General features: G+C 34.2%; 20 protein-coding genes. 1 reads left to right on the forward strand and 19 read right to left on the reverse strand.

Features of this window, described 5'->3' with window-relative positions; genetic code table 11:
* Window positions 1–190: 190 nt before the first annotated feature.
* From HMPREF9013_RS00790 to ulaG, 10 genes are all read right to left on the reverse strand, one after another.
* On the reverse strand, window positions 191–754 hold the full coding sequence (locus tag HMPREF9013_RS00790; RefSeq protein WP_006626466.1) for a DJ-1 family glyoxalase III: 564 nt from the start codon (window positions 752–754) through the stop codon (window positions 191–193).
* 25 nt (window positions 755–779) lie between these two features.
* Window positions 780–1,238 (reverse strand): low molecular weight protein-tyrosine-phosphatase, encoded by a 459-nt coding sequence (locus tag HMPREF9013_RS00795; RefSeq protein ID WP_006626467.1) that lies wholly within the window; start codon window positions 1,236–1,238, stop codon window positions 780–782.
* 62 nt (window positions 1,239–1,300) lie between these two features.
* The gene (locus tag HMPREF9013_RS00800) at window positions 1,301–2,299 is read right to left on the reverse strand and encodes an NERD domain-containing protein (protein WP_006626468.1); all 999 of its coding nucleotides are present in this window, start codon (window positions 2,297–2,299) and stop codon (window positions 1,301–1,303) included.
* Window positions 2,300–2,488: 189 nt separating this feature from the next.
* Window positions 2,489–3,337 carry an L-ribulose-5-phosphate 3-epimerase gene (locus tag HMPREF9013_RS00805; protein WP_006626469.1) on the reverse strand — a complete coding sequence of 283 codons (849 nt, stop codon included), beginning with the start codon at window positions 3,335–3,337 and terminating at the stop codon, window positions 2,489–2,491.
* Complete coding sequence (gene araD, locus HMPREF9013_RS00810; protein ID WP_006626470.1) at window positions 3,327–4,016, reverse strand: L-ribulose-5-phosphate 4-epimerase; 690 nt, start codon at window positions 4,014–4,016, stop codon at window positions 3,327–3,329. The genes HMPREF9013_RS00805 and araD overlap by 11 nt, the downstream gene beginning before the upstream one ends.
* A gap of 1 nt (window position 4,017) precedes the next feature.
* Window positions 4,018–5,067 (reverse strand): hypothetical protein, encoded by a 1,050-nt coding sequence (locus HMPREF9013_RS00815; protein ID WP_006626471.1) that lies wholly within the window; start codon window positions 5,065–5,067, stop codon window positions 4,018–4,020.
* 47 nt (window positions 5,068–5,114) lie between these two features.
* Window positions 5,115–5,408 carry a PTS sugar transporter subunit IIB gene (locus HMPREF9013_RS00820; protein WP_006626472.1) on the reverse strand — a complete coding sequence of 98 codons (294 nt, stop codon included), beginning with the start codon at window positions 5,406–5,408 and terminating at the stop codon, window positions 5,115–5,117.
* A 7-nt stretch (window positions 5,409–5,415) separates the two neighbouring features.
* Window positions 5,416–6,876 carry a PTS ascorbate transporter subunit IIC gene (locus HMPREF9013_RS00825; protein ID WP_006626473.1) on the reverse strand — a complete coding sequence of 487 codons (1,461 nt, stop codon included), beginning with the start codon at window positions 6,874–6,876 and terminating at the stop codon, window positions 5,416–5,418.
* Between the two features lie 8 nt (window positions 6,877–6,884).
* Window positions 6,885–7,340: a PTS sugar transporter subunit IIA gene (locus tag HMPREF9013_RS00830; protein WP_006626474.1), complete on the reverse strand. Its 456-nt coding sequence runs from the start codon at window positions 7,338–7,340 to the stop codon at window positions 6,885–6,887.
* Between the two features lie 14 nt (window positions 7,341–7,354).
* Window positions 7,355–8,419, reverse strand: a complete 1,065-nt coding sequence (gene ulaG / locus HMPREF9013_RS00835) for an L-ascorbate 6-phosphate lactonase (RefSeq protein ID WP_006626475.1) — start codon at window positions 8,417–8,419, stop codon at window positions 7,355–7,357.
* Window positions 8,420–8,629: 210 nt separating this feature from the next.
* Here ulaG and HMPREF9013_RS00840 point away from each other — a divergent pair, with 210 nt between their 5' ends.
* Entirely contained in the window at window positions 8,630–9,445 is an 816-nt protein-coding gene (locus HMPREF9013_RS00840) for a DeoR/GlpR family DNA-binding transcription regulator (RefSeq protein WP_006626476.1), read from the forward strand.
* 105 nt (window positions 9,446–9,550) lie between these two features.
* Here the strand turns inward: HMPREF9013_RS00840 and mgtE are convergent, their stop codons facing one another.
* The 9 genes from mgtE to HMPREF9013_RS07425 all read right to left on the reverse strand — a co-directional run bounded on the left by mgtE (window position 9,551) and on the right by HMPREF9013_RS07425 (window position 19,223).
* Window positions 9,551–10,945: a magnesium transporter gene (gene mgtE / locus HMPREF9013_RS00845; protein ID WP_006626477.1), complete on the reverse strand. Its 1,395-nt coding sequence runs from the start codon at window positions 10,943–10,945 to the stop codon at window positions 9,551–9,553.
* A gap of 314 nt (window positions 10,946–11,259) precedes the next feature.
* On the reverse strand, window positions 11,260–12,579 hold the full coding sequence (locus HMPREF9013_RS00850) for a sensor histidine kinase (protein WP_456297471.1): 1,320 nt from the start codon (window positions 12,577–12,579) through the stop codon (window positions 11,260–11,262).
* A gap of 23 nt (window positions 12,580–12,602) precedes the next feature.
* Window positions 12,603–13,259: a response regulator transcription factor gene (locus HMPREF9013_RS00855; RefSeq protein WP_006626479.1), complete on the reverse strand. Its 657-nt coding sequence runs from the start codon at window positions 13,257–13,259 to the stop codon at window positions 12,603–12,605.
* Window positions 13,260–13,384: 125 nt separating this feature from the next.
* The gene (locus HMPREF9013_RS00860; RefSeq protein WP_006626480.1) at window positions 13,385–14,761 is read right to left on the reverse strand and encodes an ABC transporter permease; all 1,377 of its coding nucleotides are present in this window, start codon (window positions 14,759–14,761) and stop codon (window positions 13,385–13,387) included.
* An 11-nt stretch (window positions 14,762–14,772) separates the two neighbouring features.
* Complete coding sequence (locus HMPREF9013_RS00865; RefSeq protein ID WP_006626481.1) at window positions 14,773–15,417, reverse strand: ABC transporter ATP-binding protein; 645 nt, start codon at window positions 15,415–15,417, stop codon at window positions 14,773–14,775.
* 10 nt (window positions 15,418–15,427) lie between these two features.
* Window positions 15,428–16,711 (reverse strand): ABC transporter permease, encoded by a 1,284-nt coding sequence (locus tag HMPREF9013_RS00870; protein WP_006626482.1) that lies wholly within the window; start codon window positions 16,709–16,711, stop codon window positions 15,428–15,430.
* 214 nt (window positions 16,712–16,925) lie between these two features.
* Window positions 16,926–17,285 carry a DUF4153 domain-containing protein gene (locus HMPREF9013_RS00875; protein WP_006626483.1) on the reverse strand — a complete coding sequence of 120 codons (360 nt, stop codon included), beginning with the start codon at window positions 17,283–17,285 and terminating at the stop codon, window positions 16,926–16,928.
* Between the two features lie 352 nt (window positions 17,286–17,637).
* Window positions 17,638–18,987 (reverse strand): MATE family efflux transporter, encoded by a 1,350-nt coding sequence (locus tag HMPREF9013_RS00880; RefSeq protein ID WP_006626485.1) that lies wholly within the window; start codon window positions 18,985–18,987, stop codon window positions 17,638–17,640.
* A 68-nt stretch (window positions 18,988–19,055) separates the two neighbouring features.
* Entirely contained in the window at window positions 19,056–19,223 is a 168-nt protein-coding gene (locus HMPREF9013_RS07425) for a hypothetical protein (RefSeq protein WP_006626486.1), read from the reverse strand.
* Between the last annotated feature and the right edge of the window lie 48 nt (window positions 19,224–19,271).

Consider the following 19,271-nt stretch of genomic DNA (forward strand, 5'->3'; position numbering starts at 1 on the left):
GATCAAAATCACTACCACCCAAAATATCATGTCATTTCCTTTCTAATCTTTTCAAAACCAAATTCTTTTTCACTATGATTCATCATAAGAAGAGATCGCTAGAGTTCATCATCCCAACTACATCCATCCATATGAGTCTGATTCCAAATGATGATCAGTCAAATTTCCACTAAAAGTCTCCAATCTGAAGTCAATATTCTAAGAATGAATGTTCGTATTGAATACCTATTTCCACCTGTTTACGAGCTTCTAAACCCAGAGAGGTTTCAACAATCGCTAAGGCAAAATCAATAGTTGCCCCCATTCCACGTCCTGTTATTATATGACCATCTTGAACAATAAGAGACTGTTGATATTCACCTTCAAAACCATCTTCATTAAATCCCGGATAACAGGTATATTTCTTACCTTTAAGCAAACCCATATGACCTAAGATTGAAGGGGCTGCACAAATGGCACACGCCAATCTTCCTTGTTCAATATGCTTTCTAAAAGCCAGTTTCAATGTTTCATTCGCTTCTAAATTAATGGTTCCCACTTTCCCGCCAGGCATGATTAGGATGTCATAATCCATTGGTTGAATCTCTTTAAATAAGCGATTGGCTTGCACCGCCACACCATGGGAACTTTCTACACTTAAATCATCGTTCATGGATATCATGTCAATATCCATTCCCGCTCTTCTTAGTAAATCAACGGTAATCAAAGCCTCACACGTTTCAAAACCATTCGCTAAAAAAATTGCTGTTATCATCTTTTTCCTCTTTTCTTTTTTATTATCAAGCTTCTGTAGTTAATTTTTCAAGCCAAACTTGTAATCCATGCTCAATCTGTTGATATACCCCTTCAAAATTGCCACTATACCATGGATCTTCAATATCTTGTCGATTTAACAGCAAGGAAATTTTGCGGTCCGGATCTTTCTTAAACAGGTTCATTAAATTCTTATAATTTTGTTGATCCATACAAATAAGGTAATCGTAATGATGATAATCATCCCAATTGACTTGACGAGCTCGCTTATCAGAACAATCAATGCCTCTTTTTTTCAATAAATCTTTAACAGGGGGATAGACCGGATTTCCTATGCCATTCCATATTTCTTCTGAACTGGTGGCAGCCGAATCAATCTCAAATAATTGACTCATTCCTTTTTCTTCCACCATTTCTTTAAACAAGAATTCTGCCATTGGGGAACGACATATATTGCCGTGGCAGATAAAAAGTACTTTTATCATTGTTATCATTCTCCTTAACTTATTGTGACCTATCACACTTTTTCTTAATATATTCAAATAAATTATTTTTTTATTTCTTCGATGATAGCTTTGCCATGAATATTAACTTTAACTGGTGTTAATATATTGTAATCATTTAATTCCTCAATTGTTTTAGGTCTAAGTTCTACTATTTTATCCAACTCTATATTGGTATAAACATAATAAGCCGGGATCTTCATTTCCCTAGATCTCTTTTTTCTCAATTCTATTAACCTATCCTTTAAATCATCACAAACTTGATTACTTATATGACTACAATAATTTTCTTTATAGTAATCGTAATAATTAATAGCCTCTTTAATGGATATATTGATATATGATTGAGCTGTTTTCTCCATACTATTTTTGGTATCAAAAAGCTCGCCATTTTTTCTATGGTTTAAATCATATTCTATTTGTCTTATTAAACCATCTGCCCGCAATATCTTGTACTTCATTGCCTTTGGCGCTTTACTGGTATTTAAGATTGTATCTTGATTAGCCACCACCACTAATACCTTACGATAATCATCAAAGTATTTTGAAGCAAATAGTTTTTTGATAGTCGAAGAACCACTATCCCATATTTTTCTTAATACTTCTCTTTGAGCTTCCACTTGCCTCAAAGGAGAATTCATTCCCTTTTTAACTTTTTTACCATTAATAGTCAGTTCTCTTATAAAATCACCTTTATCAGTTACAGTAATATTTCCCACTAAATTTTTGCACTCTATGTAATAAGTATAGACGGGAGTTATGATGACATAATCAATTTGAGCTGTTAAATCTTCATACTTTACCTTAATATCTCTCAGTACATACATTCCAATATGTGCTTTTTTTAATTGATATGCAATTTCATCTTCTCCATCTAATCCTCTTTTAATAGTCATCATTTCACTTAAAAGTTCTTTATTATTTGGATATTCATCACTTAATTTTTTCAAAGCATTATACCTGTCTTTTAAATCACTAGTTTCTTTATAAAAAACTGTCTCCTTAAATCTAAAAGCATCAGTCACTAAATCTATTAATCCCATTTATATCACCTATTCACCAATATAACACAAAAAAGGTGGGCTTTTCACACCACCTTATAAATCCTTAGAAATTCACCACTAACCCTCTTTGCTCAATTAAGTATAAATGAATTTCCTATCACAATACTAAAAATATAGATTTAAAAACAAGGTTTGAAAACCATATTCCATAACCTTGCTTATCTATTTTTAAAACACTTGATCCAACTGTTTCCTTAGAAAAGAAGCGGCTTGCTTACAAATGTCTTGCCAATTTTCTTGCCCCGTATACCAAAATTCTCCCGTAAACATTCGAACACCCATTTCCTTTAGGACAATAATATCTTTTACATAGTCTGTATGTCCTGTCCCAAATGGTATTTCCCGATATTTACCCGGAACCGTTTCCTTTAAATGAGCCGCTAGAATATGTCCATTCCCTTTAGACAAATCCTCTACCACTGAAGTTCCATATATCTTTTCAGCATTCGTCAGATTCCCTATATCTGGATAAATTTGCAAGTAAGGACTATGAACATATTTCACATACTCCATAGCCTTCTCCACTGTATCCATAAAAGGAGTCTCCATGGTTTCAAAGCCTAATAAAATCCCAGCTTTCGCAGCCATGATGGTTGCTTTAATTAAATTGCTCTTAAATCGTTCCTTCGTATCCTCATTTCCTTCTTTATAGTAGACATCATAGCCAGCCAACTGAATGATATGTACACCAATATCTTGAGCTAAATCAATTGCCTTCTCCATGATTTCTAAACTACGTTTTTCTATCCATGGATCCAGATCACCTAACGGGTACTTACGATGTCCACTTAAACACATCGTATGAATCGGAACACCCGTTTGAAAAATAGCCGCTTTTAATTCATTTCTTTCTTTTTGACTCCAATCTAAACGAGCTAATTTTTCGTCCGTTTCATCAATGGATATTTCTAACCAATCAAATCCCGATTCTTTGCAAATACGTAGTTTTTCCTGCCATGACAACTCTTTTGGCATGGATTTTTCATACATTCCTAAACGATACTCTCTATTGCCCATAATACGCATTCTTTCCATGTTTTCGCAAATAATGTTTATCTAACAATTCTTTCTGCATACTTCCGGCTTGTGGATTAAGAGATAACGCATGATAATTCATAAAGCAAACTTCTTCCAAAACCACGGCATTATGCACGGCATTGAATGGATCTTTTCCCCATGTAAATGGTCCATGACTATGTACCAGCACAGCCGGTATATCATCCGGTTCCTTGTTTTGAAATGTTTCTACAATGACATTACCCGTTTCCAATTCATATTGACCGGCAATTTCTTCACTCGTCATCTTGCGGGTGCATGGAATCTCTCCATAGAAATAATCTCCGTGTGTTGTTCCCATAGGCTGTACACCAATGCCTGCTTGGGCAAAAGAAACAGCCCATTTACTATGCGTATGAACAATTCCTCCAATATGTGGAAAACTGCGATATAGAACAAGATGTGTGTCAGTATCTGAGGAAGGCCTATACTCGCCCTCTACTTTTTCTCCTGTTTTCACATCGACAACCACCATATCTTCCGGTTTTAATTGATCATACTCCACCCCAGATGGTTTAATGACCATCAATCCTTTTTCTCTATCAATACCAGACACATTACCCCATGTAAAGACAACCAATCCATTCTTTGGTAGTAACATATTCGCTTCATAAACCTTCTTTTTTAATTCTTCCAACATATTAATCTCCTACTGTATACAAGGCAATTTCATTCGTTTCACGATTGGCTGCAATCATTTTATCCACACTACCATCTTTAAAACACAATACATTGGTTGGCCCTGCACCCTCATCTAGTTGGATACTCTTGTATGTCTTCTCCTTCTTGTCATAGTACAAGGCATTCAATTCCAATTCATTTCTTCGATACCCATATATTCCATACATGACAGATTTATAATACAACGGATAGATAGCATGTAAAAACGGCATTTTACGAGAATCTTCCCATACTTTTTGATACAAACCATCCACCAGTTTATATACCGATAAAGTATCCCCGTGGAATGGCGCAAAAGTCATCAATTCTTTTTTGCCATCACCATCCAGATCTACATACAACATATCAGAAGCAGGATCCTTCGTAAGCTGTTCATAAGTCCATTCTTCTTTTGGACAAGCAGGTGGAATAATCTTGAAGATACCATTATCCGTACCAACCAAAACTATTTCATACCCATTTTCTTCTCCTTTAAAGAAACCGTGGTTTTTTGTTAGACCACTGATTAATGGCATTAATTCTAATTCATGCTCTTCATCGTATCCGGATAGATCTTCTGGCATTTGAGCAACCCAAACTCGTCCGGGGCAAGTCCAATCATCTTTAAATGCATGTGCACTTTTTAATGTACAAGCCACTAGATAAGTATACCCATTACGCCTGATCGTTCCAAAACGATGAACAAATGGTAATGTGGTTAAAATATGCTCATCCCACTTTCCATCCCGTCTTGTATAATAAGCGATTTTTGAATCCGCTCCATTATTTGGTGAATAGAATTTCCATGTTGCCAATAAAGTTGGATATAGTTGATTTGGGTACTGTTCTAACGACATGACACCGCCTGGACCATCCCATAATTTTTCAATATAGTTCCCTTCGTAATCGTACAAATAAGCAGGATCTTCTTTTTCAGCCGCACAAGCCAAATAGTGTCTTCCATCCCATTCCACTTTCGCCAAAGCATAGCACTTATTCAACTCACCAATTACTTTCTTACTTACTTTCATGATGAAAACCTTTCTAAAAAGCTACTGCATGGCAGTAGCTTTCTTATTTATCCCGCAAAGCCCGCTTCTTTTAAAAGCGCTTGTGCTTCTTTATCGGATAACACATTCTTCATGCCACAAATCTTGACGCCCTTCTTTTCTGCATCCACAAACATATTTTTAAAGTTCAATGGACAAAATACGACATCATATTGTGCAGCAGCACTCTTCCCTTCTGAAAGAGAACAGTGGTGAATATTGGATACTTCAATTCCCAGATCCTTACATGCCTTTTCCACACGCATCTTCATCATCAACGATGTGCCGGCTCCATTGGCACAAGCCACTAATACTTTAATCATGTTCTACTCACTCCTTTTTAACTTTTTCTTTATAAGCTTCATAATCTTCAACACATAAGAAATAAGTATCCGGATGTTTGCGATATTGTAATTGAGGGATCAAAATTAAGATCACGATAATCAATCCTAATCCAACAAAGCTTAAATATTTCATAATCACCGTGAAAGTTGGCCATAGAACTGCCCAGTCCCACATACCTAAATATCCACCATGAGCCGCTAAACCTACCCATCCTGCAATCAAGGCACTACCAAACACTTGGCATAAGCCGGAAATAAATGGGAATAACATAGCTGCTTTAACGCCACCTTTATTATTGGCATATACTGCAATAGTCGCATTATCAAAGAATACCGGTACAAATCCTGCGATAACAATGGTTGGAGATTTCAACAACAATAATGTCATAATAGCAATAAATTGACCTAAAGCACCAAATAAGAAACCAATCGTTACAGCATTTGGACTACCAAATCCATAAGTCGCCGCACAATCGATACCAGGAACAGCTCCAGGTAAGAAAGTATTGGAAATACCTTGGAAAGAATTGGTCAATTCTGTTACGAAAGTACGAACACCAAGCTGTAAAATAGCCAAATAAACCGCAAATTTCAAGGAAGTATCAATGACATACATAAAGAAACTTGCACTTTCTTTTAAGACTTTTGCATGAACAAAGTAATCTTTACCTAAAACAGCCATAATAGCTCCAAAGAAAATGGTCATCAAAATAGCGGTTGAAACCATGTTTTCATTGAAAATAGACATAAAACCAGGTAATTGAATATCTTCAATGCGCTTTGAATTCTTCTTATTGCCAAATAATTTCTTAGAAAGATAGGTAAATAAAGCAACCCCAAACATTTGTTGGTGAGCAATACAGAAACCACCACCATCTGTTAAATCCTGTGAAATTTCAACCGTCAAGTTAGAACCAACAGCCCAATATAAGCCAAGAATCAAAGACATCACAATCAATATTGGCGTTTCCCCAAGTTGTGGGAAGCAGAATAAGATTAACCAGAATGCCGTTGCGGCTTGTTGCATCTGCACATGTCCCGTTGTAAATACAGCACGCAATTTCGTATACTTATTAAACTTAACCAATACTAAATTAAAGATAAAGGCAATCAATAACAGAAACATAACTTGTGAAAAGCTTCGCCCAATCCCTGCCATGGCTGACTGTACCGCATTTTGTCCAAAGTATGGATCAATCACCATTGCATGCAAATTGAAACGATCTTTCAAACCGACCAAAATAGGTCTGAAATTACTAACCAATCCGCCTGAACCAACGCTTAAGATTAAGAATCCGACGGTCGCTTTAATAAAACCAGCAAGTGAATCATACCATTTCTTCTTTTGAAGAATGTAACCAATCAAAACAATTAAACCAATAAAGTATGCCGGCTTGGTTAAAATATTATTGGCAAACCAAACCCAAATATTATACAAAAAATTCATATTATCCCCTAATTATATTTTTCGATGACCTTTCTTAAATCATCATCATTTTGTACTTCTAATAAATCCCGAACGATTTCTTCGTTCATCAAAAGTTCTGACAACTGCATCATATTTTCTAAATGTTGATCACTATTGACAGCCGCAAGCGTAAAGAATAATCTTGCGTCTTTTTCTCGATCATGCTCATCAAAAACTACCGGTGTTTCTACTTTCATAAAACCAATTCCTGTTTTATAAACACCTTCTGCACCAAGCGTGGAGTGTGGCATAGCCACGTCTTTGACTAATACAATATATGGTCCATATTCCGTAACGCATTGAATGATAGCCTCAACGTAACGTTCATCTATAAATCCTTCTTGGATTAAAGTTTCTCCACATCCTTGAATCGCCTCTTGCCACGTCGAAAATGATGTATGATAGCTTGTCAAATGGTTGTCTAAAATATCTTGTAACAGCATGATCATTCCCTCGTCTACAAAATACTTGGGAACGGAACGTTGCGTTTCTTCGTGAAGCAATCTTCAAAGCCACGACGATAATGAAATTTCAATAAATCTTTATCTAATGGCCATGTATACTTTCCTCCTACATCCCATATAAATGGATGGAATTGGTATTTCAATACATCTTTCTTGAAATTGTATACCAACATAATTTCTTCCGGATCCGCTTTCATATTCGTCCAAACATCATGATGCAATGGAATGATCACTTTTGCTTTAGTGGCTTCACCCATTCTACACATATCCACTGAAGTCATCTTATCCTGACATCCAACCGGATTTTCCCCATAGGCTCCAAAAGCAATATCAATATTATATTTCTTTCCAATATCCGCATAACAAATACTGTAGTGTGAATCACCTGTGTGATAAACCGTACCGGCTGGCATTTCAATAATATAGTTTACCGCTTTTTGATCCATATTGGTTGGGCAAATACCTTCAATATCTTCACCAACCTCCGTTGTCACAAGACAAGTACGATCATACGATTCTAACACATGTATTTTTGTGTCTTTAATCGTAATGACATCACCCGGCTTAACCACTCGACAGCGATCTTTCGGTACACCCCAACCCAACCATTTCTTCACACATTCTTCCGGTCCGATAAATGGCACATCAGGACTACAATTCTTCAAAACAGCCGCCGCAAAGAATGGATCAATATGGTCATTATGATAGTGTGTTGCTAATACAGCATCACATTTTGTGACACCAAATGGATCATATACAATTGGTGCCGCCCGCAAATTCGGTTGCAGATTTTCAACGCCCATCATATTCCGCATTTGATGGTATGGAGCCATGGACGAAACCTTTTGTGTTCTCTTTCCATTTCCAAACCATAGATCAATCGCAATATTGGTGTCATTTTCTGTCTTAAACCATACTCCAACACAGCCTAACCACCACATAGAAAAAGTTCCCGGTGCAACAACTGTGTTGTCAATCTCTTCATTTAGCCATGTTCCCCACTCAGGAAACGCTCCCAAAATCCAAGATTCCCTTGTAATTTCATCTACTTTTGGCATTTTTACCTCCTCCTCTTATATGCTTTAATCATAACAATTGCCATATCAATTATCAAAAAATTATATGTTTATTTGACTGTTTATATGATTATTTATAAATATCTAAGCGTTTTCTTTTTGTTTAATGAAAATTTATATCCTTTTACATTTTATTTATACGAACGTTTATTCATTAAATGATATACTATTACTAAAATGAGGAATAAAAATATGAAAGTTGATTATAAAATCGTACAACAAAGACGGAATGATATCATGATGTTGATACAAAAGCTAGGTCATATTACCGTCAAACAATTAATGAACGACTTTAATGTTTCAGAAATCACTATTCGACGTGATTTACAATATTGGGAAGATAAAGGAGCTATCATACGTTATCATGGCGGGGCCAAAATCATTCAGCACATGGTTCATCACGATAATAGCAACTTTACAAACAGTCGTTATAAGCATGCCATCGCTAAACTTGCAGCAAGCTATGTCGAAGAAAATGATACGATTTTTATTAACACCAGTTCAACCGCCTTGCTGATGCCACAATACATTATGAATAAACGTTGTACGATTATTACCAACAATGCCAAGATGGTATTAGTCAAACATAGTCCGCTCATTAATATTGTTCTAACCGGTGGCGAATTACGTTATCCTAAAGAGGCTATGGTTGGTGATTTTGCTTTGAATAATCTATCCAAAGTGCGTGCTAACAAATGTTTCTTAGGATGTAGTGGTATTAGCAGTGAAAGTGGCGTGACGACCGCTATTTTCTCTGAAACATCCATTAATGAAACCATGATTCAAAATACATTAGGAAGTGTATTTATTTTGTGTGATTATACAAAAGTCGGTCAAACACACAACTATATCTCAGCCAATATCCATCAAATTCACCATCTCATAACAGATATCAACGCCTCGGAAGAAGAGTTGACTCGTATTCAAGAACTACACCCCAACAGCCTCATCCATAAAGTAGAACCGCTCAGTTCCATTGCTATATATCAAGAAGAATCATTTCACTAGAAAAGGTATGTATATTCTCTATACATACCTTCTTTTATTCCTCAAAGTCAAACAATCTGATCACTCTCTACCATTTTATAAAACAGCCCATCAATGATTTCATCTTTAAACTATTTTCATAATCTGAATTAATAATGCCCAAGCAAGCCCATAATAGGTAATAACAGCCACCAAATCATTGATTGTGGTAATCAAAGGACCGGAAGCCACAGCCGGATCTATTTTCAATTTGTTAAAAAACATTGGAACCAATGTTCCTACCAAGCTCGAAATGATGATAGCAACCAGAAGAGATATCCCCACACATCCGGATATCAAAAAAGCCGTTCCGAATGAATACCCTTTAAACAAAGCAATATAGCCACCCAAACAAATCAGTGCCAGTATTCCAAGCAATGCACCATTACAAAATCCTACCCTCATCTCTTTGAATATTAAAAGAAGTTTATCTTTACTATTAAGATTTTCATCCATTAATACTCGTATAGTGACCGCAAGAGATTGCGTACCAACATTTCCGGCCATATCCAAAATCAGTGATTGAAAACAGATGACAATCGGCAAAACAGCCACAACACCCTCAAACGTTCCGACAACTGTAGAAACCCCCATACCAAGAAATAATAAAATAATTAACCATGGAAGTCTTTTTTTCACACTCTCTTTAGTGGTTTCATTTAAATCTTCTTCCGCTGATAAACCGGCCAATTTGGCATAATCTTCTCCTAATTCATCATCAACCGCTTCAATGACATCTTGCGCTGTAATAATGCCAATAATCTTTTTATCTTTATCCAAAACAGGCAATGAATCTTCCGCATAATTTTTGATTTTTTCAATGCTGTCTGAAATTTTTTGATGGTCTAGTAAATACGGATAAGCATAACTGATTAAAGTACTCAATTCCACCGTTTCTCTAGCGATGATCAAATCTTTTAAATCAATTGCTCCACAAAAACAACCTTGATCATCCACTGCATAGATCGTAATGATATTATCATTTTCTCCAGCTTGTCTCACCAATTCGTGCATAGCTTGACGAATGGTCAGATTTTGTTTGATACAAATATAATTAGTGGTCATTAAGCTACCAATTTCATCATCATCGTATAAGTTGATCAATCGGATATCCGTTTTAGTTTCATGATTAATTCTTGGACGAAGTTTATCTTTGATACTTTCGTCTAACTCTTCCCAAAGATCGACCGCATCATCCGCATCCATTTCATTGATCATATTAGCCAATTGATCCATTCCGATTTCTTCAATATATTGATCAATATCATCCACATAAGGAATGATTTCAGCCATCCATTTAATACCAAGAGCACTATATAAAAGTTTCCTTTCCTCTTGGCTTAATAGTTCAAAACTTTGAGCAATATCATTGTCATGATAATCCGTCAATTTTTCTCTGATTTCATCTGAAGACTGAGCTGTTTGAATGATTTCAACGATTTTCTCTGTAAAAATTGGTTCTTTTAATACTTCTTTCTTCATATTAATCCTCCTCTACCTGAAAAGCACATAAAAATCCATCGTATCCTTCCCTCATATATCGATATATATGAGCAATAAAATTATGCCTAACGATGGATTAAGACTTCTCAAATAGAACAAAAACGATATATTTATAAACAACTAAAACAATTCTTAAGTCTACCTCCATCCATATATACTTCGCTGCTCACAACCGTCCATACATCTTCTCCTTAACTAACTTTTTCTACGATACATTCTAAAAATACGTAAACCTATTTAACACTATATCACAAAGACTCTTTTCTCCACAGATAAAAAGCTTATCTATTACATCAAAAACACGATTCACCATTTTCTTCCTGATCATTCAACTCAATGAAAAAGATGACTCCTATTTCATTTTTAGCTACTTTATAGTTGATTTTATAATTCAATAATAAATTTTTGACGATATACAACCCCAGCCCATTGCTATTCTCCTTATTCAAATCAAAGTTGATATCAAATATCCTATCTAGATCTAAATCTAGAGTCTTCTCATATGAATTTTCAATATACAACCACTTTCCATCCGTCCCAATATTAATGACACCATATTCCTCTGTGTACTTAATTGCATTGCCTATCAAATTGGATAAAATAATTTTCAATGCTGTTTTGCCTATATAAAGTGTTTCATCGGATAAACAATTAGTAACGTCAATATTTTTTTGATTAGCTAATACTTCATATTTTTCCAACACCTCTTTCAAAATATCATTGATCTTCACGACTTCTTCATCATTTTTTAAATGTTCTAATGAAGAAACCGATAAAATTTGGGAGATATTTTTTGTCAATCCATCTACAATATCAATACAACTATTGATATAAGTATCTCTATTTTTATATTTACCAATATTGTATTTCATATTTTCTAATATAATCTTAAGACTGGCCAAAGGTGTTTTAAGTTCATGAGAAGCCCCTCTAAAAAAATCATATTTCAGTTTTTCTAATCTTACGATTTCCTTATTTTTAATTTCTAAATCATCAATAGATTCTAATAAAGTTGAATACAAATTGTTGATTTGTGCTTTTAGCTGCCCGACTTCATTGGTGGAATTAACCTGTAGAATAGCCCCTCTATCAATTGTCATCATTTTATCCGTAACCGATTTTATTTCTTGTATATTGTTTTTAATAGCCTTGGCATACATCAGAGAAATAATGATTGAAAACAAAAAAGAAATAAATAAGGAATAAGGTAAAAATTTAAAACTGAGATCCTTCGCATCTTTTTGCATATCGGCTGTAGAAAGAAAACGTATCGTTATCTTTTTCCCTGTATTTAATACAATTTCTCTTTCTTCAATGACTAAAGAATTATGATCACTTTTTAAATTGATATTACTGCTTTTTTCAATCTGTATCTCATTTTTCCTATTTTTTCCTTTTATAAAGGCTTTTATTTCACTATTTTTAGAATAAAAATCCAATGCTTGTTCTAAATATTGAATATCTTTCCCTCTCATTTTACTGGAAATTTCATCCGCTTTTGAATTAATTTCTTGTTTCCTAACTTCTAAATAAGTATGTGGAAAAACTAAAAACACCAATAAATGAACCAAAATAATCAATAAAGCCAGAATAGAAAATGTTTGTATAAACATCTTCGGAAATATTTTTAAATTTTTCATTTTCTCTCCAATTTATAACCGACATTTCTAATGGTAACAATACAATCTAATTCCAATTTTTTCCTTAATTCTTTAATATACACATCAATGACACGATCATACGGAATTTCTTCCGTATCTTTCCATACATTATCAATAATTTGTGTTCTTGTTAAAGCGTGCCCTTCATTATCCAATAGGTATTTCAATATTTCTAATTCTTTGGCGTTTATATCAACGTCTTTATTTTTTAATTTGGCTGTATAGCTAGTGAAATTCACTTCTACATTCTTGTATTCAAATTTTTCGATTTGCCCAAAATGTTTCTTAATCAAAGAATCCACACGAGCTTTTAAGACCGGTAAAGAAAAAGGTTTTTCAATGTATCCATCTGCCAAACTGGTAAAGGCGTCAATTTTATATTCTTCATCACTAAAAGCTGTTAACATTAAAATTGGTAACGCACTTTTTTCTCTGATTTTCTTCAAAACTTCCAAACCATTCATAAAAGGAATTTGAATATCTAAAATGACTAACTGAATATCTTGATGTTCAAAATGAAATAAAGCTTCTCTTCCATCTTTTGCTTCAATCATGCGATAACCAAATTCAGACAAATATTCACATATTCCATCCCTTATTATTTGATCATCTTCTACCACAAGTATTTTCATAAGTCATCCCCCTTTTCCATGTAGAGCATAATTCTTATCGATCCAATTTTCAATCATAAGATAAAAAAGTTCATACAATACATATATATCATAAAATTATCGGTGCAGGATTGCACCGATAATTTTTATTTTGTATCAATTAATAATTCTTTTGGATTTTTCTTTAGAATACCCGATGAAGATATGATCAATGAAACAATCAATACCAAGGCCATAAATAGAACCACATAGATCATGGATTTTGGTAATATATGAACATCTAAGCTTGTAAGAGTTTTATTAAAGCCATCTACTTCAGCTCCACCACCAAGTTGACTAGAAGAGGATTGCTTCGCTATTTGTTTTGCAATATCTCCGGTTACTTTCTTTAATATATTATTTCCAAGCATTTTACCCGTATAATCCGCCAAGAAATAAGATCCTATAAACGCCGGTATTGATATAAACATTAATTCAATAACAAACTGCCCAAAAATTCTTACTTTTGATATTCCTAACGATAACAAGACCGCAATTTCTTTCTTTCTCGCATTCATCCATAAGAATAACAAGAGCGAAACAACTACGCCTGCGAAGATCAATGATCCAGCAAACAACTTATTAGCAATAGAATAAATACCCGATATAGATTGTTGCAAGGCAGGGAAGTTCGATGAACTCTTAACCAAATTGTATTGTTGCCAATTGATATCTAATTTTCCAAGATCTTTGATGACTTGATCTAAATTTTTATTTCCTTTTACAAAGAAAGTAGCGTCTTGGTACACAGCTGTTTCTTCTGTATTACCATACACCTTTGCGGCTGTATGAACGTCTGTGATTAAAGTATTTTCATAAAGCTCTTGGGCTGCACTGACACCACCGTTATTGTGCCCATCAAAAAGACCTTTAATTTCTACTTCTACTGTTTCATCAGCGCCTTTTTCATTATCTGCATCAAACAAATTAGACTTAACTTTAATTTTATCTCCAACTTTCAACTTATTCTTTTTAGCCAAATCTTTATGCATCAAGATTTTATTTTTATCGTTGTTTGTCAAATGTTTGCCTTCTACTAATTTATAGGCTCCTGATACAAATTTAGTTTCTTTTGAAGAATCATTGACTCCTGTCAACATAACAGTTCTTTTAAAATTTTTCGCTCTTTCTGGAGATTGATTTTCAAGGGTTTCTTGGGTATGAATGATATCATATCCAACTAAATCAGCAACACTGTTGATTCTTTTTACATAATGGTCAATATCTTTTGAATCTGATATTTTTTTGATATCTTGCCCTTTTACATTACCCCCTCCTCTAGGAGTACCCTGATTTGCTCGTCTATTGATTTCCATAGAAAAGCTATTCGTTATATTACCAAAAGTCTCCTCTGAAGCTCTATTAGTAGCATCCTTAATTGATAAACTGATCAAACTAAGGGCTGACATAGATAGAATAATTAATAATATGATTAATGATTTTAGACTTTTTCTTGTCACATACGCAAAAGCATTTTTGATCATTGATAATCCTCCTAACTACTCTTATTCACTTTTCTCAATTTTTTGCCACTCAGCTCTAATGTCGTATCGGCTGCAGCAGCTACTTCCGGACTATGAGTCACCACTATGACACACTTATTTCTTTCTTTAGCTAATCTTTTTAATACTTCTATGATTTCGCCTGCTGTACCACTATCTAAATTTCCCGTAGGTTCATCCGCCAAAATAATAGGAGCTTCTGAAACAAGGGCTCTGGCAATCGCCACTCTTTGCTGCTGACCACCAGAAAGTTTCATCACATTTCGTTTTATTTGGCTTTTGTCCAATCCCAATTCAAATAATATCGTTTCAGGTGCTTGACTGTTCACCAATCGAATATTCTCCAATGGAGATAAATAATCAATCAGATTATAATTTTGAAACACTAAGGAAATGTTGTTTTTTCTATGATGACTATATCCTTTTTCCTCTATATCTTCACTTTCAAATAAAATCTGACCATTACTTGGTGTATCCAACCCGGCTAACAAAGAAAGAAGCGTTGACTTACCGGCACCAGACTTACCGATAATGGCATAAAATTTTCCTCGTTCAAAACTTTGGTTGACTTGTGATAAGATTTTCTCTCTGGAATTTTCATAGCTATATGATACATTCTTAATTTCTAATACATCCATATGTGTTCTCCTAACTTATTCTTGATAATATTTCTTTTGGTTTTTTGATTAAAATCATGGCAGACGCAATAATGACAGATCCCGCAATAATAACGATTAAGATACCATAACTTTGTATAAAAGTAATAAAGTTATCTATACCGCTTCCACTATTCAGCAGATTATTAGCCAGTGTTCCTGTATTATCAGAACTGATAAACCCACCAACAATTTGATTTAACACCAAATTACCAAATAACAAAGAGGCTACTGTAGCCGGTATTGATATGAAAATCAACTCCAATATAAACTGGGTGACAATCTTCATTTTATTAACTCCGATAGATAAGAGGATTCCAATTTCATATATTCTTTCTCTCAACCATAAAATCAATATTAAGGAAAGAACGATAATGCCTCCCACCATAATGGCATAAGTCATAATCTGAATAATATGCTTAATGCCTCCTAAAGATTCTAAAGCTTCTTTGAATGCATTGTTATCTTTAGCAACCACATACTTTGACCAATCAACACCGATATCTTTAACCTTCTTGATGACTTCATCCATACTCTTTGGACTATCTGTAAATAGCGTAAGCTTATTAACAATTTTGTTGTTTTCCTTTACACCTAGTGCTTTTTGACTGGATTCATAATCTACAAACATTGTATTTTCACTAAAATCAGATGACAGACCTGTGTATTTTTCCTGCTTTTTTCCTGAAAAAATACCAATAATTTCAAATGTATGGGTTTTTTTAATGGATTTGTTTTGACTCATTTCAACAAATTCCAAATCAATCTTATCTTTTAATTTCAAATTATTTTTCTTGGCAAATTCCTCATGTACCAGAATCTTATCTCGATCATTTTTCTCAATACTTCTGCCTTCTTTAATCGTGAAGACTCCACTGCTGAATAAAACATTTCTTTTTGTATTATTTGTAGCTTCTATTGATACAACATTTTTTAAGTCTTTAGATAAATCTTCTCGTTTGATTTTTTGTTCACTTTCAACCACTTTTGCTTTAGTTGGTTTTGCCAACCCGACATATTGAGGAACAATTTCCTGAATTTCTTTTATGCCTTGAATATTTTTAAATTGATTCATATCAAAATATCCATTAGCTGATTTTTTAGTTATAGACACAGACGAATTAGAAGACTTGTATAAAGATTTTTCTAAATTGTCGCTTGATTTCGTGATACATAAACACGCATATAAACACGAAAGAACTACTGTTAAAATAATAAAAACAATCAATGTTCTATTCTTTTTTCTAGAAACATAAGCTATAGCATTTTTTACCACCTTTATGTTCTCTCCTTTCTACCACTTGATTGCATAACTACTTTTTCTTATGCCTAGTTATTCTATCTTGGTTTTATGAAATGTTTATGAAATGAAAAAATATTTATACTATTTTTTACCGACCTAAAAATCTCTACCTCATAAAAAACCGACTGTTTTAGACAGTCAGTCATTTTTCTTTCATTCAAATCCAATACATGATACTGAATTTCTATTATCTATTTTCATTCATAAGCTTGTTTACTTCAGCTTTTATCCATTGATTCTTCAACGGAACAATTACCATGAAAGGAAGAATCGTAAAAGGAGAAACAGATAAAATACCGACTAAAGCAGTTACTATATAAGTGCGTGTTCCTGCATTAATCTTATTTAGCAGATTTGATAGCCAATTTAAAAAAGCTCCATCTCCAATCATCAATAACGAAACAAACTCCAACAAAAATATCACCAGAAATACAATCATTATTTTCAAAGCCACTCTCTTACATACTTCCATTTTCTTTTCCATACTAATATTTTCTGAACCTGGTATATGACGAAACCATTTTTCCGCTCTTTCTTCTTTTGTCATAATATGACCTCCCCATCAATCACTCTTTAACCATTCTTTATTTTTGTTTTGATACTTATTTCAATTTCAATGAAAACGAACAAGGAAATTATAGCATCTTCTATTCACAACACAAATAAGAATCAGATGATTACTTCATACCATCTTCCTGACACCCTAAAAATAGGCATCTATTCGTTATCTTATTTTGCTAAATACCATCGTTATATAAAGCTTTTTCTCTATCACTTTTCCAAAAATCACCTATATTTTCCCTATTTTTTTGATAGAAAGACGCATAAGTCAGAACATCAAACGATAGAGGTAACAAGAGCACCATGACTCAAACCAACAAATCGCTGCTTCTGATTTTTTATTCCGTTGTAAGCTGAATAAGATGCTTATATTCTCTTATCAGCAACATAATAGCAATTAAAATAATAACAATGTCATTCAAAGGCAATGCTAACCATACTCCAAGAACATTTCCTTTCAATAAGCGAGGCAATATCAGTACTAAAGGAACGACAAGTACCAGTTGCCTTAATATCACTAATATTCCGGCTTGTTTTGCTTTTCCAATGGCTTGAAAATAGGTGACTGTCATGATAAGCACTCCATAGGTAGGAAATATACAGTACATAAGTCGAAAATTGGTTAAACCCGAACTCACAGTGGATGAATCAGTGATGAAGGCAGATAATATTTGTACCGGAAAAAATTCGATGATCGTAAAGAAAAGTCCGGCAAGACAAGTAGAACCTATCATAAATACATTCATCAGCTTTTTAACTCGTATATACTCTTTAGCTCCGAAATTTGTTCCAACAGCAGGCTGCAACCCTTGACTCATACCCCATATCGGAACAAATGCCAACTGCATCACTCTTTGAGCGGCTCCCATAAGAGCTATCTGGCTTCCTCCGCCAAAATGCACAGCTGTATTATAGACAACTGTCATTTGAACCAGCATCATAATTTGCATCAGCATAGCACTCATTCCCACAGAGAAAATTTCAGGCAATAAATCTTTGGCCAGTTTTAATCCATGAAAACGGATCACCGGACTTTTTTTCAAGAAGTATAGTAAGGTTACTAAAGCCTGAATCATTTGCGAAATCACAGTTGCTATTGCAACAGCCTGTGGTCCTCGAGATGGCATAAACCGAATAAATACAGGATCCAATATAATATTTAGGATAGCACCGGCCGCCATGATTCCCATTGCGATTTTCATACGTCCCTCTGCTCGAATGATCATATTGGCACCCTGCATAAAATTTACGAATATGGAGCCAAGATAGACAGTTCTTAAATAAGAAACCCCCATCTTTAATACCTCTCCATCAGCACCGGATAAACGCAAAAATTCAGGAGCAACTATCATACCGATAACCATCACTACCGATGATAAAATAATCACCAAGAAAGTAAGATTTCCCATAATCTTATCAATGGTCTCTTGATCTTTTTTCCCGATAGCTCTAGAAAGTACAGATCCTGATCCTATTCCTAACAAAACGGCAATTGCATTATTAATCAGTACAAACGGTGATGCCGCGGAAACTGCACTCATCGCATTAGTCCCTACCATCTGTCCAACATAAATGGAATCAACAAAGGCATATAAACCCACTATCAGTTGACCTAAAATAGCGGGTAAACTAAGACTAATCATTAACTTCCAAGGATTTTCCGTCAATAATTTATCACGAACATCCATTATAAAATCCTCCTTATTTTTTATATTTGATTTATATTTATTCTGTATTTACGACAAGAATCACTACTTTAATTAAAAATTTTAACTACTTCTATTCCTCCTATATATTCAACAGTAGTGGCAACCATAGCTTTAATGGCTTTAATAAATCCAGCATAACGCTTCTCATCATCTTTTATCATTCCCATATAACAAATCATTCCAATGAAAAAAGCTATGATTGTCATAATCGTCATCAGTATGATCGATTCCAACCCCTGCACCAAGAATAGCAAAAACAACTA

It is taken from the genome of Bulleidia extructa W1219 (genome assembly GCF_000177375.1).
Taxonomy (GTDB): domain Bacteria; phylum Bacillota_I; class Bacilli_A; order Erysipelotrichales; family Erysipelotrichaceae; genus Bulleidia; species Bulleidia extructa.

Coding starts and splice junctions, on each gene's coding strand:
- mgtE (WP_006626477.1), bottom strand. CDS start 10,945: ATGAAGAAAGAAGTATTAAAAGAACCAATTTTTACAGAGAAAATCGTT.
- HMPREF9013_RS00875 (WP_006626483.1), bottom strand. CDS start 17,285: ATGACAAAAGAAGAAAGAGCGGAAAAATGGTTTCGTCATATACCAGGT.
- HMPREF9013_RS00830 (WP_006626474.1), bottom strand. CDS start 7,340: ATGCTGTTACAAGATATTTTAGACAACCATTTGACAAGCTATCATACA.
- HMPREF9013_RS00860 (WP_006626480.1), bottom strand. CDS start 14,761: ATGATCAAAAATGCTTTTGCGTATGTGACAAGAAAAAGTCTAAAATCA.
- HMPREF9013_RS00790 (WP_006626466.1), bottom strand. CDS start 754: ATGATAACAGCAATTTTTTTAGCGAATGGTTTTGAAACGTGTGAGGCT.
- HMPREF9013_RS00800 (WP_006626468.1), bottom strand. CDS start 2,299: ATGGGATTAATAGATTTAGTGACTGATGCTTTTAGATTTAAGGAGACA.
- araD (WP_006626470.1), bottom strand. CDS start 4,016: ATGTTGGAAGAATTAAAAAAGAAGGTTTATGAAGCGAATATGTTACTA.
- HMPREF9013_RS00795 (WP_006626467.1), bottom strand. CDS start 1,238: ATGATAAAAGTACTTTTTATCTGCCACGGCAATATATGTCGTTCCCCA.
- HMPREF9013_RS00805 (WP_006626469.1), bottom strand. CDS start 3,337: ATGGGCAATAGAGAGTATCGTTTAGGAATGTATGAAAAATCCATGCCA.
- HMPREF9013_RS07425 (WP_006626486.1), bottom strand. CDS start 19,223: ATGACGATTATGACAATCATAGCTTTTTTCATTGGAATGATTTGTTAT.
- ulaG (WP_006626475.1), bottom strand. CDS start 8,419: ATGCCAAAAGTAGATGAAATTACAAGGGAATCTTGGATTTTGGGAGCG.
- HMPREF9013_RS00820 (WP_006626472.1), bottom strand. CDS start 5,408: ATGATTAAAGTATTAGTGGCTTGTGCCAATGGAGCCGGCACATCGTTG.
- HMPREF9013_RS00815 (WP_006626471.1), bottom strand. CDS start 5,067: ATGAAAGTAAGTAAGAAAGTAATTGGTGAGTTGAATAAGTGCTATGCT.
- HMPREF9013_RS00850 (WP_456297471.1), bottom strand. CDS start 12,579: ATGTTTATACAAACATTTTCTATTCTGGCTTTATTGATTATTTTGGTT.
- HMPREF9013_RS00855 (WP_006626479.1), bottom strand. CDS start 13,259: ATGAAAATACTTGTGGTAGAAGATGATCAAATAATAAGGGATGGAATA.
- HMPREF9013_RS00840 (WP_006626476.1), top strand. CDS start 8,630: ATGAAAGTTGATTATAAAATCGTACAACAAAGACGGAATGATATCATG.
- HMPREF9013_RS00865 (WP_006626481.1), bottom strand. CDS start 15,417: ATGGATGTATTAGAAATTAAGAATGTATCATATAGCTATGAAAATTCC.
- HMPREF9013_RS00880 (WP_006626485.1), bottom strand. CDS start 18,987: ATGGATGTTCGTGATAAATTATTGACGGAAAATCCTTGGAAGTTAATG.
- HMPREF9013_RS00825 (WP_006626473.1), bottom strand. CDS start 6,876: ATGAATTTTTTGTATAATATTTGGGTTTGGTTTGCCAATAATATTTTA.